Below are 20,596 nucleotides of genomic sequence, written 5' to 3'. Positions count from 1 at the left end.
CGCACCGGTTTAGTATTGCAAGCGCGATGCGCAGCATCGTCGCTTAACCGCGAGACGTTGGCGACAGACGCGCGATGCGCAGCATCGTCGCGCAACCGCGCGGACCAAGCATAGGCGGCTTACCGGAAAGGGCGACGACTCTGCGCGTCGCGCCTGAACGCCATCACCGGACGCCTCGCGGTTTCGCGACGACGCTAGGCGTCGCGCACCAACGTCGCCCAGCGTCCCGGCGTCAGCCCGAACGCCTTCTTGAAATGCCGGTTGAAATGGCTCTGGTCGCTGAAGCCGGCCGCAACAGCCGTTTCGGCGAGCGGCTCTCCCGCTTCGATCATGCGCCGCGCCCGCTGCAGCCGGCGCATCAACAGGAAGCGATGCGGGCTTGTCGAATAGGTCGCGCGGAAATGGCGCGACAGCGCGTAGCGGTCGAGGCCGGTGATCGCTTCCAGCTCGTCGGAGCGCACCGGCCGTTCGGCGTTTTCTTCGAGATAGTCGCGGGCCAGCGCTGCAGCCCGCCACGCCATCTTTCCCGCGGGTTTTGCCGGCTGTCCGGCATGGCGTTTCAATTGCTGCGCCAGCTGCGCGATGAAATCCGCCACGAACAGGTCGTCGAGCTCCTCGGTGAGCGGTATTAGCGCCGACAGCAGCGTGCCGCGCAACTGAGGGTCGCTCACCACAGCATCCTTAACGAAAGGGAGCGGCGAACCCTGGAGGCAATCGAGCAGCAGCGACGGCTCCAGATAGAGAATCCTATAGCGCAAGCCGTCCTCGGTGCCGGCGCCGCCGTCATGCAGTTCGTCGGGATGCAGAACGATCACCTGGCCGGGCAGGCTGTGCCGAAGCGCGCCGCGATAGTGGAACCGCTGCACGCCGTCGAGCGTCACGCCGATGGCGTAGGTGTCGTGGCGGTGCAGGTCGAAGGCATTGCCGTGGAAACGCGCCTCGATGCGCTCGATGCCGGTGACGCCGGGCGCTGAAACGATCCGGTCGTCCTCAGCGCACGAACGTTCAAGACCTCCCAGCGCCTCATTGCCTAGATCGTGCGCCATCGTCCCTGATCCACTTCTCGGAGAAACATTTTGGTGTTCGACACGAAATTTGCAATCGTGCTCAAGGGAGACCTCGCCGTCTGGCAGAAGCTCAACGTCACCGCTTTCCTGACCAGCGGCATCGTCGCGCAATCCCCTCAAATCATCGGCGAGCCCTATCGCGACCGCGCCGGCAATCTCTTCAATCCGCTCTCGATCCAGCCCGTTATCGTGCTGTCGGCCGACGGGCCGACGCTTGCCGCGATCCACCGCCGGGCGCTGGAGCGCGGCGTGACGACATCGGCCTATGTCGAGGAGATGTTCTCCACCGGCCATGACGCGGCCAACCGCGCCGTCTTCGCCGAATTCGCGCCGGACGACGCCAAGATCGTCGGCATCGCGCTGCGCGCCGAAAAGAAACTGGTCGACAAGATTACCAAGGGCGCCGGCATGCACGCCTGATCCTCCGGGAAGGATGCTCTTGGTGGCTGATTGACCATTCCTCCGGACGACATCGCGCCGGTTGAGATTGGCTGCGACCTGCCAGCTTCGTCGTCCTGGGGTCTGCGCGCGTCGCTTCGCTCCTTGCTCCGCCTCAGGATGACGAACCAGGAACGTTTTGGCTAATCGCCAAAGCAGAGCGCTCTGAGCCTGTCGGCACGCCTTGTTGGGCCAGTCGCTTTTGGCTTGCCGGCCGGCGGCGATTGCCGCAAAAGGATGGCGTCTACCTTTCCTCCGGCCCGACTTTGAGCGTTCCCAAAAATCACGACGACAGCGCGACGCCGCCCGCGGCGATGCTGTTGATGCTCTGCGTCTATGTCTGCTTCACCTTTCTCGACACCTCAAGCAAATATCTGGTGCTCGCCGGCGTCTCGGCGCTGATCGTCGCCTGGGCCCGCTTCATCGTGCATGTCCTGCTGGTCGGCGTCTTCCTGCGCGGCTGGCGCGAGCCGTCGCGCTTCCGCGCCAACAACCTGCCGGCGCACATCCTGCGCGGATGCCTGCTTTTCGGCTCGACCATGTTCAACATCCTGGCGCTCAGGACATTGCAACTCGCCGAGACCACCTCGATCTATTTCTTCGGCCCGATGGTGATCACCGCATTGGCCGGTCCGCTGCTCGGCGAATGGGCGGGCTGGCGGCGCTGGCTGGCGATCCTCACCGGCTTCGTCGGCGTCCTCATCATCACCCGGCCGGGCGTCGGCGTGTTCGGTATGGGCCATCTCTTCGCGCTTGGGTCGATGCTGTCGAACTCTTTTTATGTCATCATGACCCGGCGCATGTCGTCGACGGAGACATCCGAGAGCCTGATCCTGTTCTCGGCGCTTGCGCCGGCGGTGCTGCTCCTGCCCATGCTGCCCTTCTCATTGTCCCTGCCGCAGGACGGCTGGCACTGGGTGATCCTAGTGATGCTCGGCGTCTTCGGCGCCGGCGGCCATTGGCTCCTGGTCCAGGCCTATCGCCTGGCGACGACGACGGCGCTCGCGCCTTACCCTTATTCGCAGATGGTATGGATGATCATCTCCGGCTGGCTGATCTTCCATCAGCTTCCCGATCGCTGGACGCTGCTGGGCGCTGCCATCATCGTCGGCAGCGGCCTCTACATCATCCACCGCGAGCACAGCCTTCGCCTGCGCAATTCCGCTTCCTTGGACACGGAAGCCGAGACCTTGGCAAAAAAACTTTGATTTGCCCTCGATCGATGGCATAAGCCCATTTAAACAGTTTAAAGGCCCCGGGGGACCAAGGCTGGCACAGAAGATCAAGCTTTCGACGATCGCGGATGCGCTCGGCGTGTCCACGGCAACGGTGTCGCTGGCGCTGCGCGACAGCCCGCTGGTGGCGGGCTCTACGCGCGAGCGCATCAAGGAGCACGCGCGCGCCATCGGCTATATCTATAACCGTCGCGCGGCCTCGCTGCGCACCTCGCGCTCGGGCATTGTCGGCGTCGTCGTGCATGACATCATGAATCCGTTCTTCGCCGAGATCCTGCGCTCGATCGAAAGCGAGCTCGACCGCAGCCGCCAGACCTTCATCCTGTCCAATCATTATGACCAGCTGGAGAAGCAGCGCACCTTCATCGACACGCTGCTGCAACTCGGCGCCGACGGCGTCATCATGTCGCCGGCCATAGGCACGCCGGCCGAGGACATCATCATGGCCGAGGAAAACGGCCTCCCGGCGGTGCTGATCGCGCGCACCGTCACCGGCGCCGATGTGCCGGTCTTCCGCGGCGATGATGCCTACGGCACGGCGCTCGCGACCAACCATCTCATCTCGCTCGGTCACAAACGCATCGCCATGATTGGCGGCACGGACCAGACCTCCACCGGCCGCGACCGCTACCAGGGCTATGTCAACGCCATGGAGGCGGCCGGGTTGGAGGTGAAGCCGTCCTGGCGCATTCCTGGACCGCGCACCAAGCAGGCCGGTTTCGAGGCTGCAGGACAGTTTTTGGCGCTGAAGGACAAGCCGACCGCCGCCTGCTGCTGGAATGATCTGGTTGCCATCGGGCTGATGAATGGCATCGCGCGCGCCGGGCTGGTGCCTGGCGTCGATATCTCCGTCACTGGTTACGACGACCTGGAGGAGGCTGCGATAGCGACGCCGGCATTGACCACGGTCTGGAATGGCCAGCGCGAGGTCGGCCGCCGCGCCGCGAGCGCGCTGCTCGACAAGCTGAACGGGCAGGCCGTGCGGCCGTCGCAGGAATTGATCAAGCCGGAGCTGCACGTGCGCCAGTCCACCGGCAAGCCGGTGGAGCGTCAATGACAAAGACAGAAGCGAAGTCGCCGGTCGCCATCCTGGTGCCGGGCCATTTCAACGACCACGCTATCGGCAGGATCGACAAGGCGTTCAAGCGCGTGCGGATCGAGCGCGCCGATCCGTCGCTCGTCAGCGGCGAAATGCGCGAGAGCGTGCGCGGCATCGCCTCCTTCGGCGGCATCAGCGCGGCCATGATCGACGCGCTGCCCAATCTCGAAATCATCGCCAATTTCGGCGTCGGCTATGACTCCGTCGACGCTCGTCACGCGGCCACCCGCGGCGTTATGGTCACCAACACGCCCGATGTGCTGACCGAGGAGGTTGCCGACACCACCATCGGGCTGTTGATCAACACGGTGCGCGAAATGTACGCCGCCGAGAAATGGCTTCGCGACGGCGACTGGGTGAAGAAGGGCGACTATCGCCTGAGCCGGCTCACCTTGCGCGGCCGCCGTGTCGGCGTCTTCGGCATGGGCCGTATCGGCCTTGCCGTCGCCCGTCGCCTCGAGGCCTTCGGCCTGCCGATCGCCTATCACAACCGCCGCAAGGTCGATGGCCTGTCCTACCAATACCATGCGACGCTGAAGGGCCTGGCCGAAGCGGTGGATACGCTGATTTGCATCGCGCCGGGCGGGGCCGCGACGGAGAAAGCCATCAACGCCGGGGTCCTGTCGGCGCTCGGTCCGGACGGCGTCTTCGTCAATATCGGCCGCGGCAGCACGGTGGATGAGGCGGCTCTGGCTGCAGCGCTCTCCAATGGCACCATCGCTGCCGCCGGGCTCGATGTTTTTGCCGACGAACCGAATGTGCCCAAGGCGCTGCTCGATGCGCCCAACACCTCCCTTCTGCCGCATATCGGATCTGCGTCCGACCACACCCGCCGGGCCATGGCGGATCTGTGCGTCGACAATCTCATCTCCTGGTTCGGCGAGCGCCGGCCGCTGACCCCGGTGCCGGAGACGATCAACGTCAAGCCACGCGCCTGACGCGGTAGGCCTGCCACATTTATTAACGCCTGCTTAACCATCCTTCTGCATAATTCGTTATGCATGTTGGTCCGAGCCGGCGCGTGGTTTGGAGAACAGCATGGCACCGCAAGCCAGGACGTGGAGAGGCGGAGTGAAGCTGTTGGCCGGATTGGTTGCGTCAGTCGCCTTATACGGGGGCGTTCAGTCCCTGCACGACGGCAACGGCCAAGGCGCGGTCGAGCAAGCCGGCCCCTCCAGCAGCTATCGGCTGACAGCCAATGGCGACGAAGCGGCCTGCGCAGTCAAGCGCGGCGCCGAGGTCTCGGACGGCCTCTCGTTGCTGACAATTGCCCCGAACTGCAGCAAGCTGATGCCCGGCATCGAGCGTGTGAAATTCTGGCGCGAGCAGGCCGACGGTACGGTCGCATTCAGTGAGAACGGCATCGATCTGGTCGTCACTTTCAGCATTGCCGACGGCGACGGCTACGAATCCTACGCGCCGGCCACCCCGCTTTTGGCGCTGAACGCGACGACCAGCGACTGAGCTGCTCGGGTTCGGCTACTCCGCCGCCGCCCGCGCTCCGGCCTTCGCCGCCGCATGCAGGCGCACGGCATCGCCGAAGGCGCGGAAGATCTTTGCCGAGTTGCTGTCCGACTTCACCCAATATTCCGGGTGCCACTGGACACCGACGGCGAAGGCGCGGGCATCCCTGACCGAGACGGCCTCGACCGTGCCGTCGGTCGCCAAAGCCTCGACCTGCAGTTTCGATCCGAGCCGGTCGATCGCCTGGCGATGCAGCGAGTTGACCTTGATGTCGCCGGCGCCGAACACGCCGGCGAGGCAGGTTCCGGGCTTGATCGAAATCGTTTGGTGGATGCCGAAGCGCTCGTCTTGATTGTCGCTCACCGGCGCGCGGTGATCGAGCGAGCCCTCTCGCTCCTGGATCTCGGTGCCGAGCGTCCCGCCCAGCGCCACGTTGAGCTCCTGGATGCCGCGGCAGATGGCGAGAAGCGGCACGCCGCGCTCGATCGCCTTGCGGATCAGCGGCAGCGTGGTGGAGTCGCGCGCCGGATCGTAGGGGCCGTTGGCCTCACTGGGATCGCCGCCATAGAGCGAGGGATGCACATTGGATTTCGATCCCGTGACCATGACGCCGTCGACCGAGGACAGCAGCTCGTCGAAATCGAGCCGGTCGCCGAAGGACGGCACCAAGAGCGGGAACACGCCGGCGCCGACAATCGCCGCCTCGATATATTGCTGGGGCGCGGCATGCCATGTGTAGTTGTCGAACTGGCGAACATCGGTTGAGACGGCAACGAGCGGCTGCTGCATTTTGGATACGGGTTCCATCGAGGGCTAACGAATTATTCTGCCTACAAAATAGGCGATCCGCCGGCACTTTGCCATGGCAAGTTTCGGATCTCCCAATGGGCCAGGGCGGTGGGCGTTAGACTATAGTTGCACGTTGCCCGCGATGCTGGACTCGACATCTTGCCCGTGTATTGTTTCGCGCAGCCGATCAGGGCACCGAGGATGTCCGAATATCGGTCTGTTGGTCCTAAACGGGAGGAAACTGCATGGATCGTCGTTCGTTCATCCGTAAGGCCGGTGCATCCGGCGTCGGTGTCGCGGCAGCGGCCGCCGCGCTTGCCACGCCGGCCATAGCCCAGTCCAATCCGAAAGTGACCTGGCGGCTGGCATCGTCCTTCCCGAAATCGCTCGACACGATCTATGGCGGTGCGGAAGTGTTCTCAAAAATGCTGTCGGAAGCGACCGACGGCAATTTCCAGGTCCAGGTCTTCGCCTCGGGCGAACTCGTTCCCGGCCTGCAGGCGGCCGACGCCACCGCCGCGGGCACCGTCGAGGCCTGCCACACGGTGGCGTATTACTATTGGGGCAAGGACCCAACCTGGGCGCTGGGTGCCGCGGTGCCGTTCTCGCTCAACGCCCGCGGCATGAATGCCTGGCATTACCATGGCGGCGGCATTGACCTGTTCAACGAATTCCTGGCAACGCAAGGCCTGTTCGGCCTGCCGGGCGGCAACACCGGCGTGCAGATGGGCGGCTGGTTCCGCAAGCAGATCAACACAGTCGCCGATCTTTCCGGCCTCAAGATGCGCATCGGCGGCTTCGCCGGCAAGGTGGTGCAGAAGCTCGGCGTCGTGCCGCAGCAGATCGCCGGCGGCGACATCTACCCGGCGCTGGAAAAGGGCACGATCGACGCCGCCGAATGGGTCGGCCCATATGACGACGAGAAGCTCGGCTTCTACAAGGTCGCGCCCTATTACTACTATCCCGGCTGGTGGGAGGGCGGTCCGACCGTGCATCTGATGTTCAACAAGGCCAAATACGAGGAATTGTCGCCTGCCTACAAGTCGCTGGTGCACACGGCCGCGCAGGCCGCCGATGCCAACATGCTGCAGAAATACGACTACCTCAATCCGGCGGCGGTGAAGCGGCTGGTCGCCAGCGGCGCCAAGCTGGCCCCCTTCAGCCAGGAGATCATGGCCGCCTGCTTCGAAAAGGCCAACGAAGTCTATGCCGAAATGGAGGCCAACAACGCGCCGTTCAAGAAGATCTGGGAATCCATCAAGGGCTTCCGCAAGGAGCACTATCTCTGGGCCCAGGTCGCCGAATACAATTACGACACCTTCATGATGGTGCAGCAGCGTAACGGCAAGCTGTAGCCGGTGATTAGCCCCCTCTCCCCGTCACTTATACGGGGAGAAGGTCCCGGCAGGGGGATGAGGGGCGGCGCCGGCCGCGGCAATTAGTTCGCCCGCCTAGGCCTTACCCATCCGACGTGGGCGCTGCCCCTCACCTGCCTGCCGGCATCCTCCCCGTATAATGACGGGGAGAGGGGCGCCGTCACCGCCGGTTTCGCCAATCGCCAACATTGCAAGACTTCAGGCCCGGCCCGGCACGACCAGCACCTTAACCTCGCCGGGGGCGGCTGGGTTCGAGATCACGCGCGGCGCCTCTTCGAAGGGCACCTGCCTGGAAATCAGCTTGTCGATCTCGATCGCGCCCGACGCGACAAGGTCCGCGGCGCGGCGATGCGTGAACGGGTTGATGAAGGAACCAAGAACCTTCAGCTCCCGGAACAGGACGTCGAACGGCTCGAAGGCCACCTTCTGTCCTTGAGGCATCACGCCGACGATCACCACCGTACCGCCGGACTTGGCCAGCCGCATCGACTGTTCGACGGTGTCCGGGACGCCCGCGCATTCCAGCACTACGTCGACGCCGCCCGGCACTAGGCCGGTCTTTCCGGCTATGGCCTCGATGGGATCGACGGCACTGGGATCGACCGTTGCCGTCGCGCCGAGTTCCTCCGCCAGCGCCCGGCGCGAGGCCTGCCTGGTCGACAGGATGATGGTCGCGGCACCCGCAAGCTTCGCCAATTGCACCGTGAGCAGGCCGATGACGCCGCCGCCGAGCACCACCACCGAGGCGCCGGGCCTGATTCCCGCGAGGTCGACGCCGTGAAGGCAGCAGGCCAGCGGCTCGCAGAAGGCGCCATGCGTCGGCTTGAGGTCGGCCGGCAGGAGGAACGCCTGGCCTTGCGGCATCACGACATAGTCGGCGAAGCCACCGTCCCGGTGGATGCCGATGGCCCTGAGATTGCTGCACAAATTGACGCGGCCAGCTCGGCACTGGCTGCAGCGCCCGCAGGCGATGTTGGGGTCGCCCGTGACCCGGTCCCCGACCGCAATGCCGGACACCGCGTCGCCGACCGCCTCGACGATGCCGCAGAATTCGTGGCCGAGCGTGACCGGCGGCGTGCACGGGAACTCGCCATGGAACAGGTGGCGGTCCGTGCCGCAGACGCCGCAGGCTTCGATCCGCACCAGAACATCCTCCGGCCCCGGCGCAGGTTTGTCGACCTCACGAAGCGCGATGCTGCCGATTGCTTCCAGCCGTACGGCTCTCATGACGGTGTCACCTCAGTTGAAACTCGGCGGCTTGGAAAGATCGGGCGCTGGCGCCGCCGGCTTGGCCGGGGCCGTATCGCCGAAATTCGGCGGCTGTGACAAATCCGGGGTGCCAGGCGCGGCGGGCGCCGAGCCGCCATTGGCGGGCGCCGCGCCATTGTCGGCCGGCGGCGTGCCGAGCGGCGCAAGTCCCGGCATGTCCGGCAGCTTGATGTCGATGGTGCTCGGCTCGACGGCGGCGCCCTTGTAGCGCATCACCATTTGCGGGAAGGCGATGGTAAGCCCGATCATGATCACCTGGATGCAGACGAACGGCACCGCGCCCCAATAGATCTGGCCGGTGGTGACGGGTGCTATCTGCTTGCCGGTTATGCGGTCGAGATAGGGTACGCGCGCCGCGACCGAGCGCAGGTAGAACAGCGCGAAGCCGAAGGGCGGATGCATGAAGCTGGTCTGCATGTTCACGCCAAGCAGCACGCCGAACCAGATCAGGTCGATGCCGAGCTTGTCGGCGGCGGGCGCCAGCAGCGGCACGATGATGAAGGCGAGCTCGAAGAAGTCGAGGAAGAAGGCGAGCACGAAAACCAGTATGTTGACGCCGATCAGGAAGCCGGTCTCGCCGCCCGGCAGCGAGGTCAAGAGATGCTCGACCCAGATATGGCCGTTGACGCCGTAAAAGGTGAGCGAGAAGACGCGCGCGCCGATCAGGATGAACAGCACGAAGGAGGAGAGCCGCGTCGTCGAGGCCAGCGCCTGCTTGATGACATCCATAGTCAGCCGCCCCTTGAAGCCCGCCATGATCAGCGCGCCGACGGCGCCCATGGCGCCGCCCTCGGTCGGGGTGGCGATGCCGAGGAAGATGGTGCCCAGCACCAGGAAGATCAGCGCCAGCGGCGGGATCAGCACGATCACCACCTGCTGTGCCAGCTTGGACATCATGTTGATGTGGAGGCGCTGGTCGGCGATCGCCACGATGTAGATGACGATCACGCCGACGCTGGCGCCGAGGATGTCCGCATTGTCGCCATGCGTCGGGGCGAGGTAGCGATAGGCGGCATAGGAAATCGCGCCGGCCACCAGCAGCGCCACGATCAGCGAAATCACGCCATGGCCGAGCGTGCGGGCCTCGAGCGGCAATGCCGGCATCGCGTTCGGCCGGACAATCGACATGATCAGGATGTAGAGCATGTAGATGCCGGTCAGCACGAGGCCGGGGATCAGCGCGCCCGCGTACATGTCGCCCACCGAGCGTCCGAGCTGGTCGGCCAGCACGATCAGCACCAGCGAGGGCGGGATGATCTGCGCCAGCGTGCCGGAAGCCGCGATCACGCCCGAGGCGAGGCGCCGGTCGTAACCATAGCGCAGCATGATCGGCAGCGAGATCAGGCCCATGGCGATGACGGAGGCCGCCACCACGCCGGTCGTCGCGGCAAGCAGCGCGCCGACGAAGATCACCGCATAGGCAAGCCCGCCGCGAATCGGGCCGAACAGCTGCCCGACCGTGTCGAGCAGGTCCTCGGCCATGCCGGATCGCTCCAGCACAATGCCCATGAAGGTGAAGAAGGGAATGGCCAGCAGCGTGTCGTTCGACATCACCCTGGTGCCGTAGAAATTATCCGGCAGCGCATGCAGCAGCGGCCAGGCGAGGTTGATCGAGCCGCCGGAATAGGGCGACAAGAGCACGCCGATGAAGAAGAACAAAAGGCCGTTCGCGGCGAGCGAGAAGGCGACGGGGTAGCCGATCAAAAGGAAGATGATCAGCGAGGCGAACATGATCGGAGCCATGTTCTGCGCGATGAACTCGATCATGAGCGCACCTCGCCGGACAGCGCCTTGGCTTCTTCGGCAAGCGCTTCGGCCTCGAGCTTGGCTTGGTCGTGGGCCGACACATAGGGAGTGGGATCCTCCATGTCGCCGCGCATGATGGCGATCTTCTTGATGATCTCGGAGACGCCCTGGATGGCCAGCAGGAAGAAGCCGACGAGTAGGATGGCCTTTGCCGGCCAGACGATCAGCCCGCCGGCATTGGTCGACATCTCGCCGCTGCGGAAGGACAGCGACACGTAAGGCACGAAATAGATCACCATCAGCACCACGAACGGCATCAGGAAGAGGAGATGGCCGAGGAGGTCGATCCAGTGCTGCGCCCGGCGGGGGAACATGCCGTAGACGATGTCGATGCGGATATGGTCGTTCTGCTTCAGCGTGTAGGCCGCCGCCAGCATGAAGGCGGCCCCGAACAGATACCACTGCAGTTCGAGCCAGGCGTTCGACGAGATGTCGAACACCTTGCGGATGACGGCGTTGCCGGCGCTCACCAGGATCGCAAGCAGGATCAGCCATGAGACCCAGCGGCCGATGAACTCGTTGATGCGGTCGATCGTCCTGGATAGAGCGAGCAGCCCTGCCATGCATTTCCTCCCTCGCAGCATCGGCCCGAAATCGCGTTCGATCTCGGAAAGCACGATGCGTAACTCAAAGTACTGGCGCCGCGCCCGATCCCGCCTCCCGTGTCGCGCCGCTTGGCCCAACGGTATGCAGTGCGTGGTCCGGTTGGTCAACATGGCAAAGCACGTGCCGGCGGCCCAGGCGGCGAGCAACGGTAAAAACCGGTCACCTCACGGCGCGACATGCAACCAAAGTCTGATGAGGCTCAGGCGACCTTGGCCTGGTCGCGGCCGGCGCCGATCAGCACCAGCATGGCGACGAGGAAGAGGTATATCCAGCCGTCGCGCCATTCGATCGGGAAATAACCGGCCCACAGCGATTCGGCCATGCCGAAGGCCGCGGCGCCGAGAGCAGCCCTAAGCGGCGACATGTAGCCGCCGACCGCCGTGACGAACAAGATCTTGAGGCCGTAGACGAGGCCCGTGCCGAAGCTGATGTTGCCGTAATAGAGGCCGGCGAGCATGCCGGCAAAAGCCGCGCAGAAGCCGCCATAGAGCACTGCGTGGCGGAACACGGCGGTGACGTCGATGCCGCACATCGCCGCCGCCTTCGGGTCGTCGGACACGGCCCGCCAGGCGCGTCCGAAGCGCGAATGGGAAAACAGCCAGGCGGCCAGCGCCACCATCGCTATCACCCCGGCGCAATCCAAGAGCTGGATGACGGTCAGCGTCACCTTGAAGCCGGCACCCTGCGCGAAGGTCACGGGCTGCGCGAGCATCGGCGGCAGCCAGAGATCATGGGTGTCGGCGGCGATGCGGCTAGCTTCAGACAGGAACAGCAAGATGCCGAGCGTCGTCACCACGATGGCATTGGGCGACCGGTCCGCCAGCCTCTCGAACACGCTGCGCGACAGCACCTGGCTGATCAGCACCGCATAGAGCAGGGCGGCGACGATGCCGAGCGCGACCGAGGCGAACAGCGTCAGCCACAGCGCCTGATAGCCGAAGGCGGCGGTCAGGATCATGGTGTGACCGCAAAAGGCAAACAGCGCGCCATAGGCAAGGTTGGTCCGGTGCAGGATGCCGTTGGTCAGCACATAGCCGAAGGCGAGCAGCGCATAGAGCGCGCCCGAATGCAGCCCGTTCAGCACCTGCTGATAGAAATAAAGCATGGAGCATCCCCGGAGCCGTGCGACTTGACCCCGTTTGGAGCGTTGCACCCGGAATCTAACTTGTCAAACACGTTTTATCGGTTAGATTTCTGGCATGACGGTATCCTGGACCCCGCACCGCTTCACCGGCGGCATCCTCGCGCTCGACACGGCGAACACGGTCGTCCTGCGCAACGACCCGGAAAAGACCTTCGACCGTTTCGATGATCCGGCCGAGATCGCCCGCTTCGCCGAGGCGGCGAGCGGCTTTCGCGCCGCCGAGCTTGGCGGCCGGCGGCTGGAGGCGCCTGAACCGGGCGGCATCGCCGCGGTCGTGCTGTCGATCCGCGAAGCGACCGACCGCCTGTTCCGCCATGCCGCCGCGAAAGGCGCGATCGTCGCCGGCCATCTGCCGGATTTCCTGACCGCCTGCGCCGACGGCCTCTCCGGCAGCAGCACCGAGATCGGCGCGCCGGGCAGGCCCTTTGGCGATCCGGCGACGCCGATCGCCTTCGAGGCGGCTTTGGCCGTCTCGGCGCTTTCGCTGTTGCGCGACGACACCGTCGCGAGGCTCAGGATCTGTCCGAACTGCAGCTGGCTCTTCGTCGACCGCAGCCGCAACTCAAGCCGCCTCTGGTGCGACATGGCCGTCTGCGGCAACCGCCAGAAAGCGAACCGCTATTATCGCCGCCGCACGGCGGCCAGGGAGGTCACCAATGCCTAGAAAACTCCGTTCGATCGCTCTCGGCGCGGCCCTGATTGCCGCGACGGCGCTCGGCGCCTGCCGCGACACCGGCAAGGAGCAGCTCTTCGCCATTTCCGGCAAGCTGTTCGAATTCAACTACCGGCTTGGCATCGCCACCTATGTCATCACGCTGAGACCGCTGCGGCCGATGGGCGAGGGGCAGGTTGCCGTGGTGAATTTCCAGAATCCGGCCGGCGGCGACCCGCTCATCGTCAACCAGAAGATCTGGCCGAAGCTTCCGCATATCACCTTGACCAGCCCGCCGCTTACCTGCGTGGTCAAGGACAAGCCCTATTCCGTCACGATCCGCATCGAGGATTCGAGCGGCACGTTGCTTCAAAGCCTCGAGACGACGATGACCTCGTCGGCGGACCAGACCATGCTGCCGGACCGGCCGCTGGTGATCGGGCCGAAATACGAGCTCAACCCGGACCTCGCCGGCCATCCCGACGGCAAGCTGCCCGATGCGCCCAAGCCGGATTGCTCGAAGGCGGCGTGAGGCCCGCTGACTGGTCGAAATTTTCGTGCGCTGCGAAGCCTTTAGCGTGATATTGAATGCGGCGGCCGCTTCCAGCGGGACCGTTTGTTGCGTCCGCTCTGGCCCCTTCGATTTTGTTTGACCTCTCCCGCAAGGGAAGAAAGACTGCGGCCTCCCACTCCGACGTTGGCCGGCCGATCTGCGGCGCGCCTCCGCAGAGGACATGCCTGATGACGCTGCATGACGTCGCGCTCGACGACAAGTTCGACCTTGGCAAGGAGCGCGTTTTCCTGTCCGGGGCGCAGGCTGTCGTGCGCATGCTTCTGATGCAGCGCGAGCGCGACCGCCGCGCCGGCCTCAACACCGCAGGCTTCGTCTCCGGCTATCGCGGCTCGCCGCTCGGCGGCCTCGACATGCAGCTGTGGAAGGCTAAGCGGCAGCTTGCCCAATCTGACATCGTCTTTCAGCCGGGCCTCAACGAAGAGCTCGCCGCCACCGCCTGCTGGGGCGCGCAGCAGACCGAGCTGCTCGGCGAAGGTACCCATGACGGCGTCTTTGCCGTCTGGTACGGCAAGGGGCCGGGCGTCGACCGCTCCGGCGACGTTTTCCGCCACGCCAATCTCGCCGGCTCGTCGAGAAATGGCGGCGTTCTCGCCCTGATGGGTGACGACCACATGGCCGAATCCTCGACCAACGCACACGCCACCGAATTCCTGTTCGTCGACACCATGGTGCCGATCCTCAACCCCGCCGGCGTCCAGGAGATCATCGACTACGGTCTCTTGGGCTTCGCCATGTCGCGTTTTGCCGGCACCTGGGCGGCGATCAAATGCGTCAAGGACAACATCGAATCGACCGCTTCGGTCGACGCTTCGATCGAGCGGCTGAACATCGTCATTCCTGATTTCGACATGCCGCCCGGCGGTCTCAACATCCGCCACGAGATCGACATGCTCGGCCAGGAGGAGCGCCTGCATGAGCATAAGCGTGCCGTCGCTTCCGCCTTCATCCAGGCCAATGGGCTCGATCGGATCGTCTATTCGGGCGGCCGCAATCCGAAGCTCGGCATCATCACCATAGGCAAGAGCTATCTCGACGTCCGCCAGGCGCTGGAGGATATCGGCATCGACGAAAATGCCGCCAATCGCATCGGCATCCGCCTGTTCAAGGTCGGCTGCCCCTGGCCGCTCGATTATCAGCATATCGCCGATTTCGCCCGCGGCCTCGACACCATCGTCGTCGTCGAGGAGAAGCGCTCGCTGATCGAGGTGCAGCTGCGAGAAAACCTCTACGGCTCCGCCATCCAGCCGGCCATCGTCGGCAAGCGGGACGAGCGCGGCGACTGGCTGTTTCCGGCCAAGGGCGCGCTCGACCCGAACGAGATCGCGATCGCGCTCGGCGAGCGTATCCTGCGCACCATCGGCCCCTCGGAGGAGATCGCGGCGCGGGTGGCGAAGCTGCGCCAGTTCCAGGCGATGCTCGCCGATACCGTCGACATCGGTTCGCGCACGCCGTTCTTCTGCTCGGGCTGCCCGCACAATTCCTCGACTAAGGTGCCGGAGGGCTCGCTTGCCGCCGCCGGCATCGGCTGCCACTTCATGGCGCTGTGGATGGACCGGAACACAGTCGGCTTCACCGCCATGGGCGGCGAGGGCGCGCAATGGGTCGGCCAGGCGCCGTTCTCCAAGCGCGGCCATATCTTCCAGAATCTCGGCGACGGCACCTACAACCACTCCGGCGCGCTGGCGATCCGCTTCGCGCTGTCTTCCGGCGCCAACATCACCTACAAGATCCTCTACAACGACGCGGTCGCCATGACCGGCGGTCAGCCGCACGAAGGCGGCCTCACCGTCGATATGATCGCCAGACAGGTGCGCGCCGAGGGCGTCGAGCGCATCGCCGTCGTCACCGACGAGCCGGCCAAATATGCCGGCAAGGCCGATTTCCCGCCCGGCGCCACAATCCATCACCGCGACGACCTCGACCTCGTCCAGCGCGAGCTGCGCGAGGTGAAGGGCGTCTCGGTGCTTCTCTATGACCAGACCTGCGCCGCGGAAAAACGCCGGCGCCGCAAGCGCGGCACCTTCCCCGATCCCGACAAGCGCGTCTTCATCAACGAGCTGGTCTGCGAGGGTTGCGGCGATTGCGGCGTGCAGTCGAACTGCGTCTCGATCCAGCCGGTCGAGACCGAATTCGGCCGCAAGCGCCGGATCGACCAGTCGAGTTGCAACAAGGATTTTTCTTGCCTCAACGGCTTCTGCCCGTCTTTCGTGACGGTGCATGGCGGCAAGATCAGGAAGGCCGAAGGCATTGCCGGCAAGAGCGATCCGCTCGAAGGCGTGCCGGCACCCACCGAATTTCCGCTCGGCGCTCACGGCTGGGCGGCGATCATCGATGGCGTCGGCGGCACCGGCGTCGTCACCATCGGCGCGGTGCTCGGCATGGCTGCCCATATCGAGGGCAAGGGCTGCGGCATGATCGACATGGCCGGCCTTGCCCAGAAGGGGGGCTCTGTCTTCACCCATGTGCGCATTGCCCCGACGCCCGAGGACATCCACGCCATCCGCGTTTCCGCCGGCAAGGCCGATCTCGTGCTCGGCTGCGATCTCGTCGTCTCCGGCGCCAAAAAGGTCCTCGCCGCGGTGCGCGAGGGCCATACCATGTTCCTCGCCAACACCGCCGAAATCATGCCCGGCGAATTCACCCGTTCCGCCGATTTTTCGCTGCCGGTCGAGCGGTTGAAGAAGGCGATCCGTGCCGCCGCCGGCGACGACAAGGCCCATTTCTTCGATGCCACCCGCACGGCGACCGCGCTGTTCGGCAGTTCGCTCGGCGCCAACATGTTCATGCTCGGCTTCGCCTTCCAGCATGGCGGGCTGCCGCTGTCGGCCGAAGCCGTTGAAAAAGCGATAGGATTGAACGGCGAAGCGGTGGGGATGAACATCGCCGCGTTCCGCTGGGGCCGTCGCGCCGCGCACCAGCCGGATTTCGTGCGCGGCCTGGTCGGTCGTACCGGCAAGCCAACATCGGCACCCGCCGAAACGCTCGACGACATCGTCGCCCGGCGCGTGGCTTTCCTCACCGCCTACCAGAACGCCGCCTATGGCAAGCGCTATGCCAACAGGGTCGCGGCGCTGCGCGCCGCCGAGGCGAGGGCGGTTCCCGGCTCGACGGCCGTCACCGAGGCGGCCGCGAAAAACCTGTTCAAGCTGATGGCGGTCAAGGACGAGTATGAGGTGGCCCGGCTTTATACCGACGGCAGCTTCGCCACCGATCTCGCAAGGCAGTTCCAGAGCTACGAAAAGCTGGAATTCCACCTCGCGCCGCCGATCCTCGGGCGGCGCGGCAATGACGGCAAGCCGAGGAAATCGAGTTTCGGCCCGTGGATGATGACGGCATTTCGGCTGCTTGCTGCCATGAAAGGTCTGCGCGGCACCGCGTTCGACCTGTTCGGCCATACCGCCGAACGACGCGCCGAGCGGCAGCTGCTTGCGCAGTACGAGGCCGATCTCGATCTGATCGCCGCAGCACTTGCGCCGGGCAGGATCGAGGCCGCCGCTGCTCTGGCCTCCGTGCCGGCGCTCATCCGCGGCTATGGCCATGTCCGGCAAGCCAGCGCCGCAAAGGCTGCGGAGGAGCGCTCCAGGATGCTGCACCGGCTGACCCAAGCCGCCCCGATGCCGGTTCTCAGCGCTGCCGAGTGACTGCGCCAGACCAATTGCCCGCAGTTTTCGTCCAGGGCCGGGGCGGGCGTGCTTGCTTCACGCCGCCTTGATATCGTCTCAGGTCAGGCCGCCTCGTTGGACCTTGTTTCGGCGCGCGCACTGCCCGGAAAACCCCGCTTCGGCGGGGTTTTCTGTTTCTTCACTGCGGCAATAAAACATGCGGAAATTCGTCAGGTTTATCCTATTTGACGGAGTGGACGCCATCGCGTCCGTCGAATCAGCAAAAGGAGACCGCATGCTCGCCAGCACCGACACGTCCAGAACAAGGCTTTTCGTTCCGGCCCTAGGCGGACTCTATGCGAGGCTGAACAATGCGGCCGAAACGCTGCTGCGCGCCGTCGCCGGGGTCTTCCTCGCCATCCATGGCTCGCAGAAGATCGTCAATCCGTTCGGCGCCACGGAAATGGTCGAAGGTCTGGGCTTCTATCCTGGCGTCTTCTGGTCGCCGCTGCTCGCCTGCACCGAATTCTTCGGCGGCGTTTTCATTGCCATCGGCCTCGTCACCCGCCCGGCCGCTTTCGCCGGCCTGATCGTGCTTCTGGTCACGGTGTGGTTCCACTGGGTGACCATGGGCCAGGGCTTTTCGGGGGCGGAAAAGTCGCTGCTCTGGGCGGCAATCCTCGCCTTCTTCGTCATCCGAGGCGGCAACCGGCATTCGGTCGACGCGCGTATCGGCAAGGCGTTCTGAGCAGCTTTTATCTTGAGGCAATTCCGAACGGAAAACCGCTCCACAGTTTTCCTGGACTTGCTCAAAAGCAAGGCAGCGGCGACCTCCGGTCGCCCTTTGCCTTTGACGCGAAACGGATTAAGAAGCGGCTCAGCCAAGCTTTTGCGCGCGGAGCCAGCCATGACCGAAATCCTGCAGACCCCCAAGCTCGTCGTCGTGTTCGGCGGCTCGGGATTCGTCGGCCGTCATGTCGTTCGCGCGCTCGCCAAGCGCGGCTATCGCATCCGGGTCGCCTGCCGGCGGCCCGACCTTGCCGGCCATGTGCAGCCGCTCGGCAATGTCGGCCAGATCCAGCCGGTGCAGGCCAATGTGCGCGTGCGCTGGTCGGTCGACCGCGCCGTGCAGGGCGCCGATCACGTCGTCAACCTCGTCGCCATACTGCATGAGAGCGGCCGGCAGAAATTCGGCTCCGTGCACGAGTTCGGCGCGCGCGCCGTCGCCGAGGCCGCGCGCTCGGTCGGCGCCGGCCTGACCCATATCTCGGCGCTTGGCGCCGACCTGAACTCGCCGTCAGGCTATGCCCGCACCAAGGCTCTCGGCGAGAAATCAGTGTTCGAGACCGTCCCCGACGCCGTCGTCTTGCGGCCGTCGATCAATTTCGGACCGGAGGACGCCTTCTTCAACCGCTTCGCCAACATGGCGCGCTTCTCGCCCGTGCTGCCGCTGATCGGCGGCGGGCAGACGAAATTCCAGCCGATCTATGTCGGCGATGTCGCCGAAGCGGTAGCACGCTCGGTCGACGGTAACGTCGCGCGGGGCCAGATCTATGAGCTCGGCGGCCCGCAGGTGCTGACCTTCAAGGAATGCATGCAGGAGCTGCTCGCGATCATCGACCGCAGACGCCTCCTGGTGCCGGTGCCGTGGTGGGTGGCCAATATCCAGGCCTCGATCCTGCAGCTGTTGCCCAATCCGTTGCTGACCAAGGACCAGGTGCTGCAGCTGCGCGAGCACAACATCGTTTCGGAAGCCGCCGCCAAGGCGAACAGAACGATCAACGGCCTCGGCATCCAGCCGCAGGCGATCGCCACGATCCTGCCGAGCTATCTCTGGCGCTTCCGCGCCGCCGGCCAGTTCCAGCAGCGCCGGCCGATCGCCGACCGGTAGAAGAGGTTAGAGCGGTTAATCGCTCTACCTGTTTTTTCCGACGCAATTCCGGACGGAAAACCGCTTCACACTTTTCCTGGAATTGCTCTGATCAGGCGCGGCGGGAAACCTGCATCGGCAGGCCGCCCTGCGGCTGCGTGGTCAGCTTCTGCACCGGCCAGGGCCGGGTTTCGGCCGTAACGTCGAAGCGGAAGCGTGACAACAGGATGGCTAAAGCGATGATCGCCTCCTGCATGGCGAAGCTGGCGCCGATGCAGACGCGCGGGCCGGCGCCGAAAGGCAGGTACTGGAAGCGGTCGATCCGGTCGCGGTTTTCCGGATGAAATCGCTCCGGCATGAAGGCGTCCGGCCTGTCCCATAGCTTGCGATGGCGGTGAACCACCCAGGGCATCACCAGCACGGCGGCGTATCTCGGGATATAGAGGCCGTTCCAGGTCTCCGGCTCGATCGGCTCGCGGTTGATCGAGGGCGCCGGCGGATAAAGCCTCAGCGCTTCCTCGAAGGCGGCGCGGGTGAGCGGCATGGCGTCCAGCCACTTTGTCGGATCGGGCTCTTCGGCCAGCACCGCATCGATCTCCTGCTCGACCCTGTCGCGCTCCCAGGGCGCTTCGGCGAGACAGTAGATCGTCCAGCCGAGCGCCCGCGCCGTGGTCTCGTGCCCGGCGCCGATGAAGGTGATGATGTTGTCCTCGACTTCCGCGCGGGTCAGGCCGTCCGGCCCCTCGGCTTTCAGGAGCAGCGTCAAGAAATCCTGCGGCACGCCGTCGGGATCGTGCTTCAGCCGCTCCTCGCGCATCTTCACCGTGTTGGCAACGATGTTGCGGAAATAGGCCATGGTCTTGCGGCCGCGGATGCGGGTCAGCCGCGGCAGCCATTCCGGCGCGCGCAACAGGTCGAGCGGATCGACCCGGCCCATGGTCTCGAACAGGCGGTCAATCTCCTTGGCGAAGCTGCCGGGCTCGCCGGCGATCTCGCCGGAAAACAGCGTCTCGGCGAGGATGTCATAGGTGAGCATCGTCATGTCACGGGCGACGTCAGTCGTGCCGCCGACCTCGTAGCGGGCGGCGAAGTCCAGAGTGCACTTCAGCATCGGCTCGGCGAAACCGAAGATGTGGCGCGGCGTGAACACCGGCGCCATCGCCTTGCGCGAGCGTTTCCACACCTCGCCCTCGGCGGTGAGCAAGCCGTCGCGCAGGATCGGGCGCAGGATCAGCTGGCGCACCGTCGCCATCTTGTAGTTCCTGGCGTTGTCGATCAGCACGTGGCGGATGAGGCCGGGATCGTTGGCGATGACCAGCGGCCCGCCGATACCGGTCACCGAGATCCAGGGCTCGTTGTAGGTGTGCTCGCCCCACAGCTCGAGCGGGTTGCGGTAGACGATGCGTATCATCTCCAGCGTCGAGGGCGGCTGGGTGCGCGGCTTCGGCGCGGGCGGCACGAAGGGGGCGGGCTTTGTGTCCATCGGATGCTCCGCTGCGAGCGCAAATGTAATGCGCGGCAAAGCGGGCGTCCATGTGACCGAACTGCAAATCCGCCAACAGACCCCGCTCGCTTGAATGTGAACGGCGCGGCTCGATGGCTGCT

The 20,596-nt window shown here is 65.0% G+C and carries 18 protein-coding genes; 11 read left to right on the top strand and 7 right to left on the bottom strand.

All coding sequences use genetic code 11. The features are described from left to right. Positions 1–194: 194 nt before the first annotated feature. On the bottom strand, positions 195–1,046 hold the full coding sequence (locus CK220_RS04480) for an AraC family transcriptional regulator (RefSeq protein WP_095810389.1): 852 nt from the start codon (positions 1,044–1,046) through the stop codon (positions 195–197). A 33-nt stretch (positions 1,047–1,079) separates the two neighbouring features. On the opposite strand from CK220_RS04480, the gene CK220_RS04475 reads away from it, so the two are divergent. The 5 genes from CK220_RS04475 to CK220_RS04455 all read left to right on the top strand — a co-directional run bounded on the left by CK220_RS04475 (position 1,080) and on the right by CK220_RS04455 (position 5,303). After that, positions 1,080–1,487 carry a DUF2000 family protein gene (locus CK220_RS04475; RefSeq protein WP_095810388.1) on the top strand — a complete coding sequence of 136 codons (408 nt, stop codon included), beginning with the start codon at positions 1,080–1,082 and terminating at the stop codon, positions 1,485–1,487. A 341-nt stretch (positions 1,488–1,828) separates the two neighbouring features. Further along, a complete protein-coding gene (locus tag CK220_RS04470; RefSeq protein WP_176479001.1) occupies positions 1,829–2,713 on the top strand; it encodes a DMT family transporter in 885 nt (294 codons plus the stop codon). Between the two features lie 61 nt (positions 2,714–2,774). Further along, on the top strand, positions 2,775–3,797 hold the full coding sequence (locus CK220_RS04465; RefSeq protein WP_067324144.1) for a LacI family DNA-binding transcriptional regulator: 1,023 nt from the start codon (positions 2,775–2,777) through the stop codon (positions 3,795–3,797). Beyond that, positions 3,794–4,777, top strand: coding sequence for a 2-hydroxyacid dehydrogenase (locus CK220_RS04460; RefSeq protein WP_095810387.1), 984 nt, complete (start codon positions 3,794–3,796; stop codon positions 4,775–4,777). The genes CK220_RS04465 and CK220_RS04460 overlap by 4 nt, the downstream gene beginning before the upstream one ends. 133 nt (positions 4,778–4,910) lie before the next feature. Continuing rightward, entirely contained in the window at positions 4,911–5,303 is a 393-nt protein-coding gene (locus tag CK220_RS04455; RefSeq protein ID WP_095810386.1) for a hypothetical protein, read from the top strand. 15 nt (positions 5,304–5,318) lie between these two features. Here the strand turns inward: CK220_RS04455 and CK220_RS04450 are convergent, their stop codons facing one another. Next, positions 5,319–6,092 carry a gamma-glutamyl-gamma-aminobutyrate hydrolase family protein gene (locus tag CK220_RS04450; protein ID WP_095810717.1) on the bottom strand — a complete coding sequence of 258 codons (774 nt, stop codon included), beginning with the start codon at positions 6,090–6,092 and terminating at the stop codon, positions 5,319–5,321. Positions 6,093–6,337: 245 nt separating this feature from the next. On the opposite strand from CK220_RS04450, the gene CK220_RS04445 reads away from it, so the two are divergent. Next, positions 6,338–7,447 (top strand): TRAP transporter substrate-binding protein, encoded by a 1,110-nt coding sequence (locus CK220_RS04445; RefSeq protein WP_067003340.1) that lies wholly within the window; start codon positions 6,338–6,340, stop codon positions 7,445–7,447. Between the two features lie 219 nt (positions 7,448–7,666). Here the strand turns inward: CK220_RS04445 and CK220_RS04440 are convergent, their stop codons facing one another. The 4 genes from CK220_RS04440 to CK220_RS04425 all read right to left on the bottom strand — a co-directional run bounded on the left by CK220_RS04440 (position 7,667) and on the right by CK220_RS04425 (position 12,254). After that, the gene (locus tag CK220_RS04440) at positions 7,667–8,695 is read right to left on the bottom strand and encodes a zinc-dependent alcohol dehydrogenase family protein (RefSeq protein WP_095810385.1); all 1,029 of its coding nucleotides are present in this window, start codon (positions 8,693–8,695) and stop codon (positions 7,667–7,669) included. 12 nt (positions 8,696–8,707) lie between these two features. Next, positions 8,708–10,504, bottom strand: coding sequence for a TRAP transporter large permease subunit (locus CK220_RS04435; protein ID WP_176478984.1), 1,797 nt, complete (start codon positions 10,502–10,504; stop codon positions 8,708–8,710). After that, on the bottom strand, positions 10,501–11,106 hold the full coding sequence (locus CK220_RS04430) for a TRAP transporter small permease subunit (protein WP_095810384.1): 606 nt from the start codon (positions 11,104–11,106) through the stop codon (positions 10,501–10,503). The genes CK220_RS04435 and CK220_RS04430 overlap by 4 nt, the downstream gene beginning before the upstream one ends. A gap of 242 nt (positions 11,107–11,348) precedes the next feature. Beyond that, positions 11,349–12,254: a branched-chain amino acid ABC transporter permease gene (locus tag CK220_RS04425; protein WP_095810383.1), complete on the bottom strand. Its 906-nt coding sequence runs from the start codon at positions 12,252–12,254 to the stop codon at positions 11,349–11,351. Between the two features lie 94 nt (positions 12,255–12,348). On the opposite strand from CK220_RS04425, the gene CK220_RS04420 reads away from it, so the two are divergent. The 5 genes from CK220_RS04420 to CK220_RS04400 all read left to right on the top strand — a co-directional run bounded on the left by CK220_RS04420 (position 12,349) and on the right by CK220_RS04400 (position 19,012). Beyond that, positions 12,349–12,957, top strand: a complete 609-nt coding sequence (locus CK220_RS04420; protein WP_095810382.1) for a CGNR zinc finger domain-containing protein — start codon at positions 12,349–12,351, stop codon at positions 12,955–12,957. Continuing rightward, positions 12,950–13,477 (top strand): hypothetical protein, encoded by a 528-nt coding sequence (locus CK220_RS04415; RefSeq protein ID WP_095810381.1) that lies wholly within the window; start codon positions 12,950–12,952, stop codon positions 13,475–13,477. Before CK220_RS04420 ends, CK220_RS04415 begins: the two co-directional genes overlap by 8 nt. Positions 13,478–13,533: 56 nt before the next feature. Beyond that, the gene (locus CK220_RS04410; protein ID WP_280952706.1) at positions 13,534–17,160 is read left to right on the top strand and encodes an indolepyruvate ferredoxin oxidoreductase family protein; all 3,627 of its coding nucleotides are present in this window, start codon (positions 13,534–13,536) and stop codon (positions 17,158–17,160) included. Positions 17,161–17,416: 256 nt separating this feature from the next. Continuing rightward, positions 17,417–17,869: a DoxX family protein gene (locus CK220_RS04405; protein ID WP_095810715.1), complete on the top strand. Its 453-nt coding sequence runs from the start codon at positions 17,417–17,419 to the stop codon at positions 17,867–17,869. 159 nt (positions 17,870–18,028) lie between these two features. After that, entirely contained in the window at positions 18,029–19,012 is a 984-nt protein-coding gene (locus CK220_RS04400; protein WP_095810379.1) for a complex I NDUFA9 subunit family protein, read from the top strand. A gap of 91 nt (positions 19,013–19,103) precedes the next feature. On the opposite strand, the gene CK220_RS04395 is transcribed toward CK220_RS04400, so the two are convergent. Beyond that, positions 19,104–20,474 (bottom strand): cytochrome P450, encoded by a 1,371-nt coding sequence (locus CK220_RS04395; RefSeq protein ID WP_095810378.1) that lies wholly within the window; start codon positions 20,472–20,474, stop codon positions 19,104–19,106. Positions 20,475–20,596: the final 122 nt, after the last annotated feature.

Source organism: Mesorhizobium sp. WSM3860 (assembly GCF_002294995.1).
Classification (GTDB): Bacteria; Pseudomonadota; Alphaproteobacteria; order Rhizobiales; family Rhizobiaceae; genus Mesorhizobium.
This window is presented reverse-complemented; position numbering and strand designations above follow the sequence as displayed.

Excerpts from the sequence above, each read along its gene's own strand:
- CK220_RS04480 (WP_095810389.1), bottom strand. The coding sequence starts at position 1,046 with ATGGCGCACGATCTAGGCAATGAGGCGCTGGGAGGTCTTGAACGTTCG.
- CK220_RS04450 (WP_095810717.1), bottom strand. The coding sequence starts at position 6,092 with ATGCAGCAGCCGCTCGTTGCCGTCTCAACCGATGTTCGCCAGTTCGAC.
- CK220_RS04410 (WP_280952706.1), top strand. The coding sequence starts at position 13,534 with ATGCGGCGGCCGCTTCCAGCGGGACCGTTTGTTGCGTCCGCTCTGGCC.
- CK220_RS04430 (WP_095810384.1), bottom strand. The coding sequence starts at position 11,106 with ATGGCAGGGCTGCTCGCTCTATCCAGGACGATCGACCGCATCAACGAG.
- CK220_RS04460 (WP_095810387.1), top strand. The coding sequence starts at position 3,794 with ATGACAAAGACAGAAGCGAAGTCGCCGGTCGCCATCCTGGTGCCGGGC.
- CK220_RS04405 (WP_095810715.1), top strand. The coding sequence starts at position 17,417 with ATGCTCGCCAGCACCGACACGTCCAGAACAAGGCTTTTCGTTCCGGCC.
- CK220_RS04400 (WP_095810379.1), top strand. The coding sequence starts at position 18,029 with ATGACCGAAATCCTGCAGACCCCCAAGCTCGTCGTCGTGTTCGGCGGC.
- CK220_RS04420 (WP_095810382.1), top strand. The coding sequence starts at position 12,349 with ATGACGGTATCCTGGACCCCGCACCGCTTCACCGGCGGCATCCTCGCG.
- CK220_RS04440 (WP_095810385.1), bottom strand. The coding sequence starts at position 8,695 with ATGAGAGCCGTACGGCTGGAAGCAATCGGCAGCATCGCGCTTCGTGAG.
- CK220_RS04470 (WP_176479001.1), top strand. The coding sequence starts at position 1,829 with ATGCTCTGCGTCTATGTCTGCTTCACCTTTCTCGACACCTCAAGCAAA.
- CK220_RS04415 (WP_095810381.1), top strand. The coding sequence starts at position 12,950 with ATGCCTAGAAAACTCCGTTCGATCGCTCTCGGCGCGGCCCTGATTGCC.
- CK220_RS04435 (WP_176478984.1), bottom strand. The coding sequence starts at position 10,504 with ATGATCGAGTTCATCGCGCAGAACATGGCTCCGATCATGTTCGCCTCG.
- CK220_RS04445 (WP_067003340.1), top strand. The coding sequence starts at position 6,338 with ATGGATCGTCGTTCGTTCATCCGTAAGGCCGGTGCATCCGGCGTCGGT.
- CK220_RS04395 (WP_095810378.1), bottom strand. The coding sequence starts at position 20,474 with ATGGACACAAAGCCCGCCCCCTTCGTGCCGCCCGCGCCGAAGCCGCGC.
- CK220_RS04425 (WP_095810383.1), bottom strand. The coding sequence starts at position 12,254 with ATGCTTTATTTCTATCAGCAGGTGCTGAACGGGCTGCATTCGGGCGCG.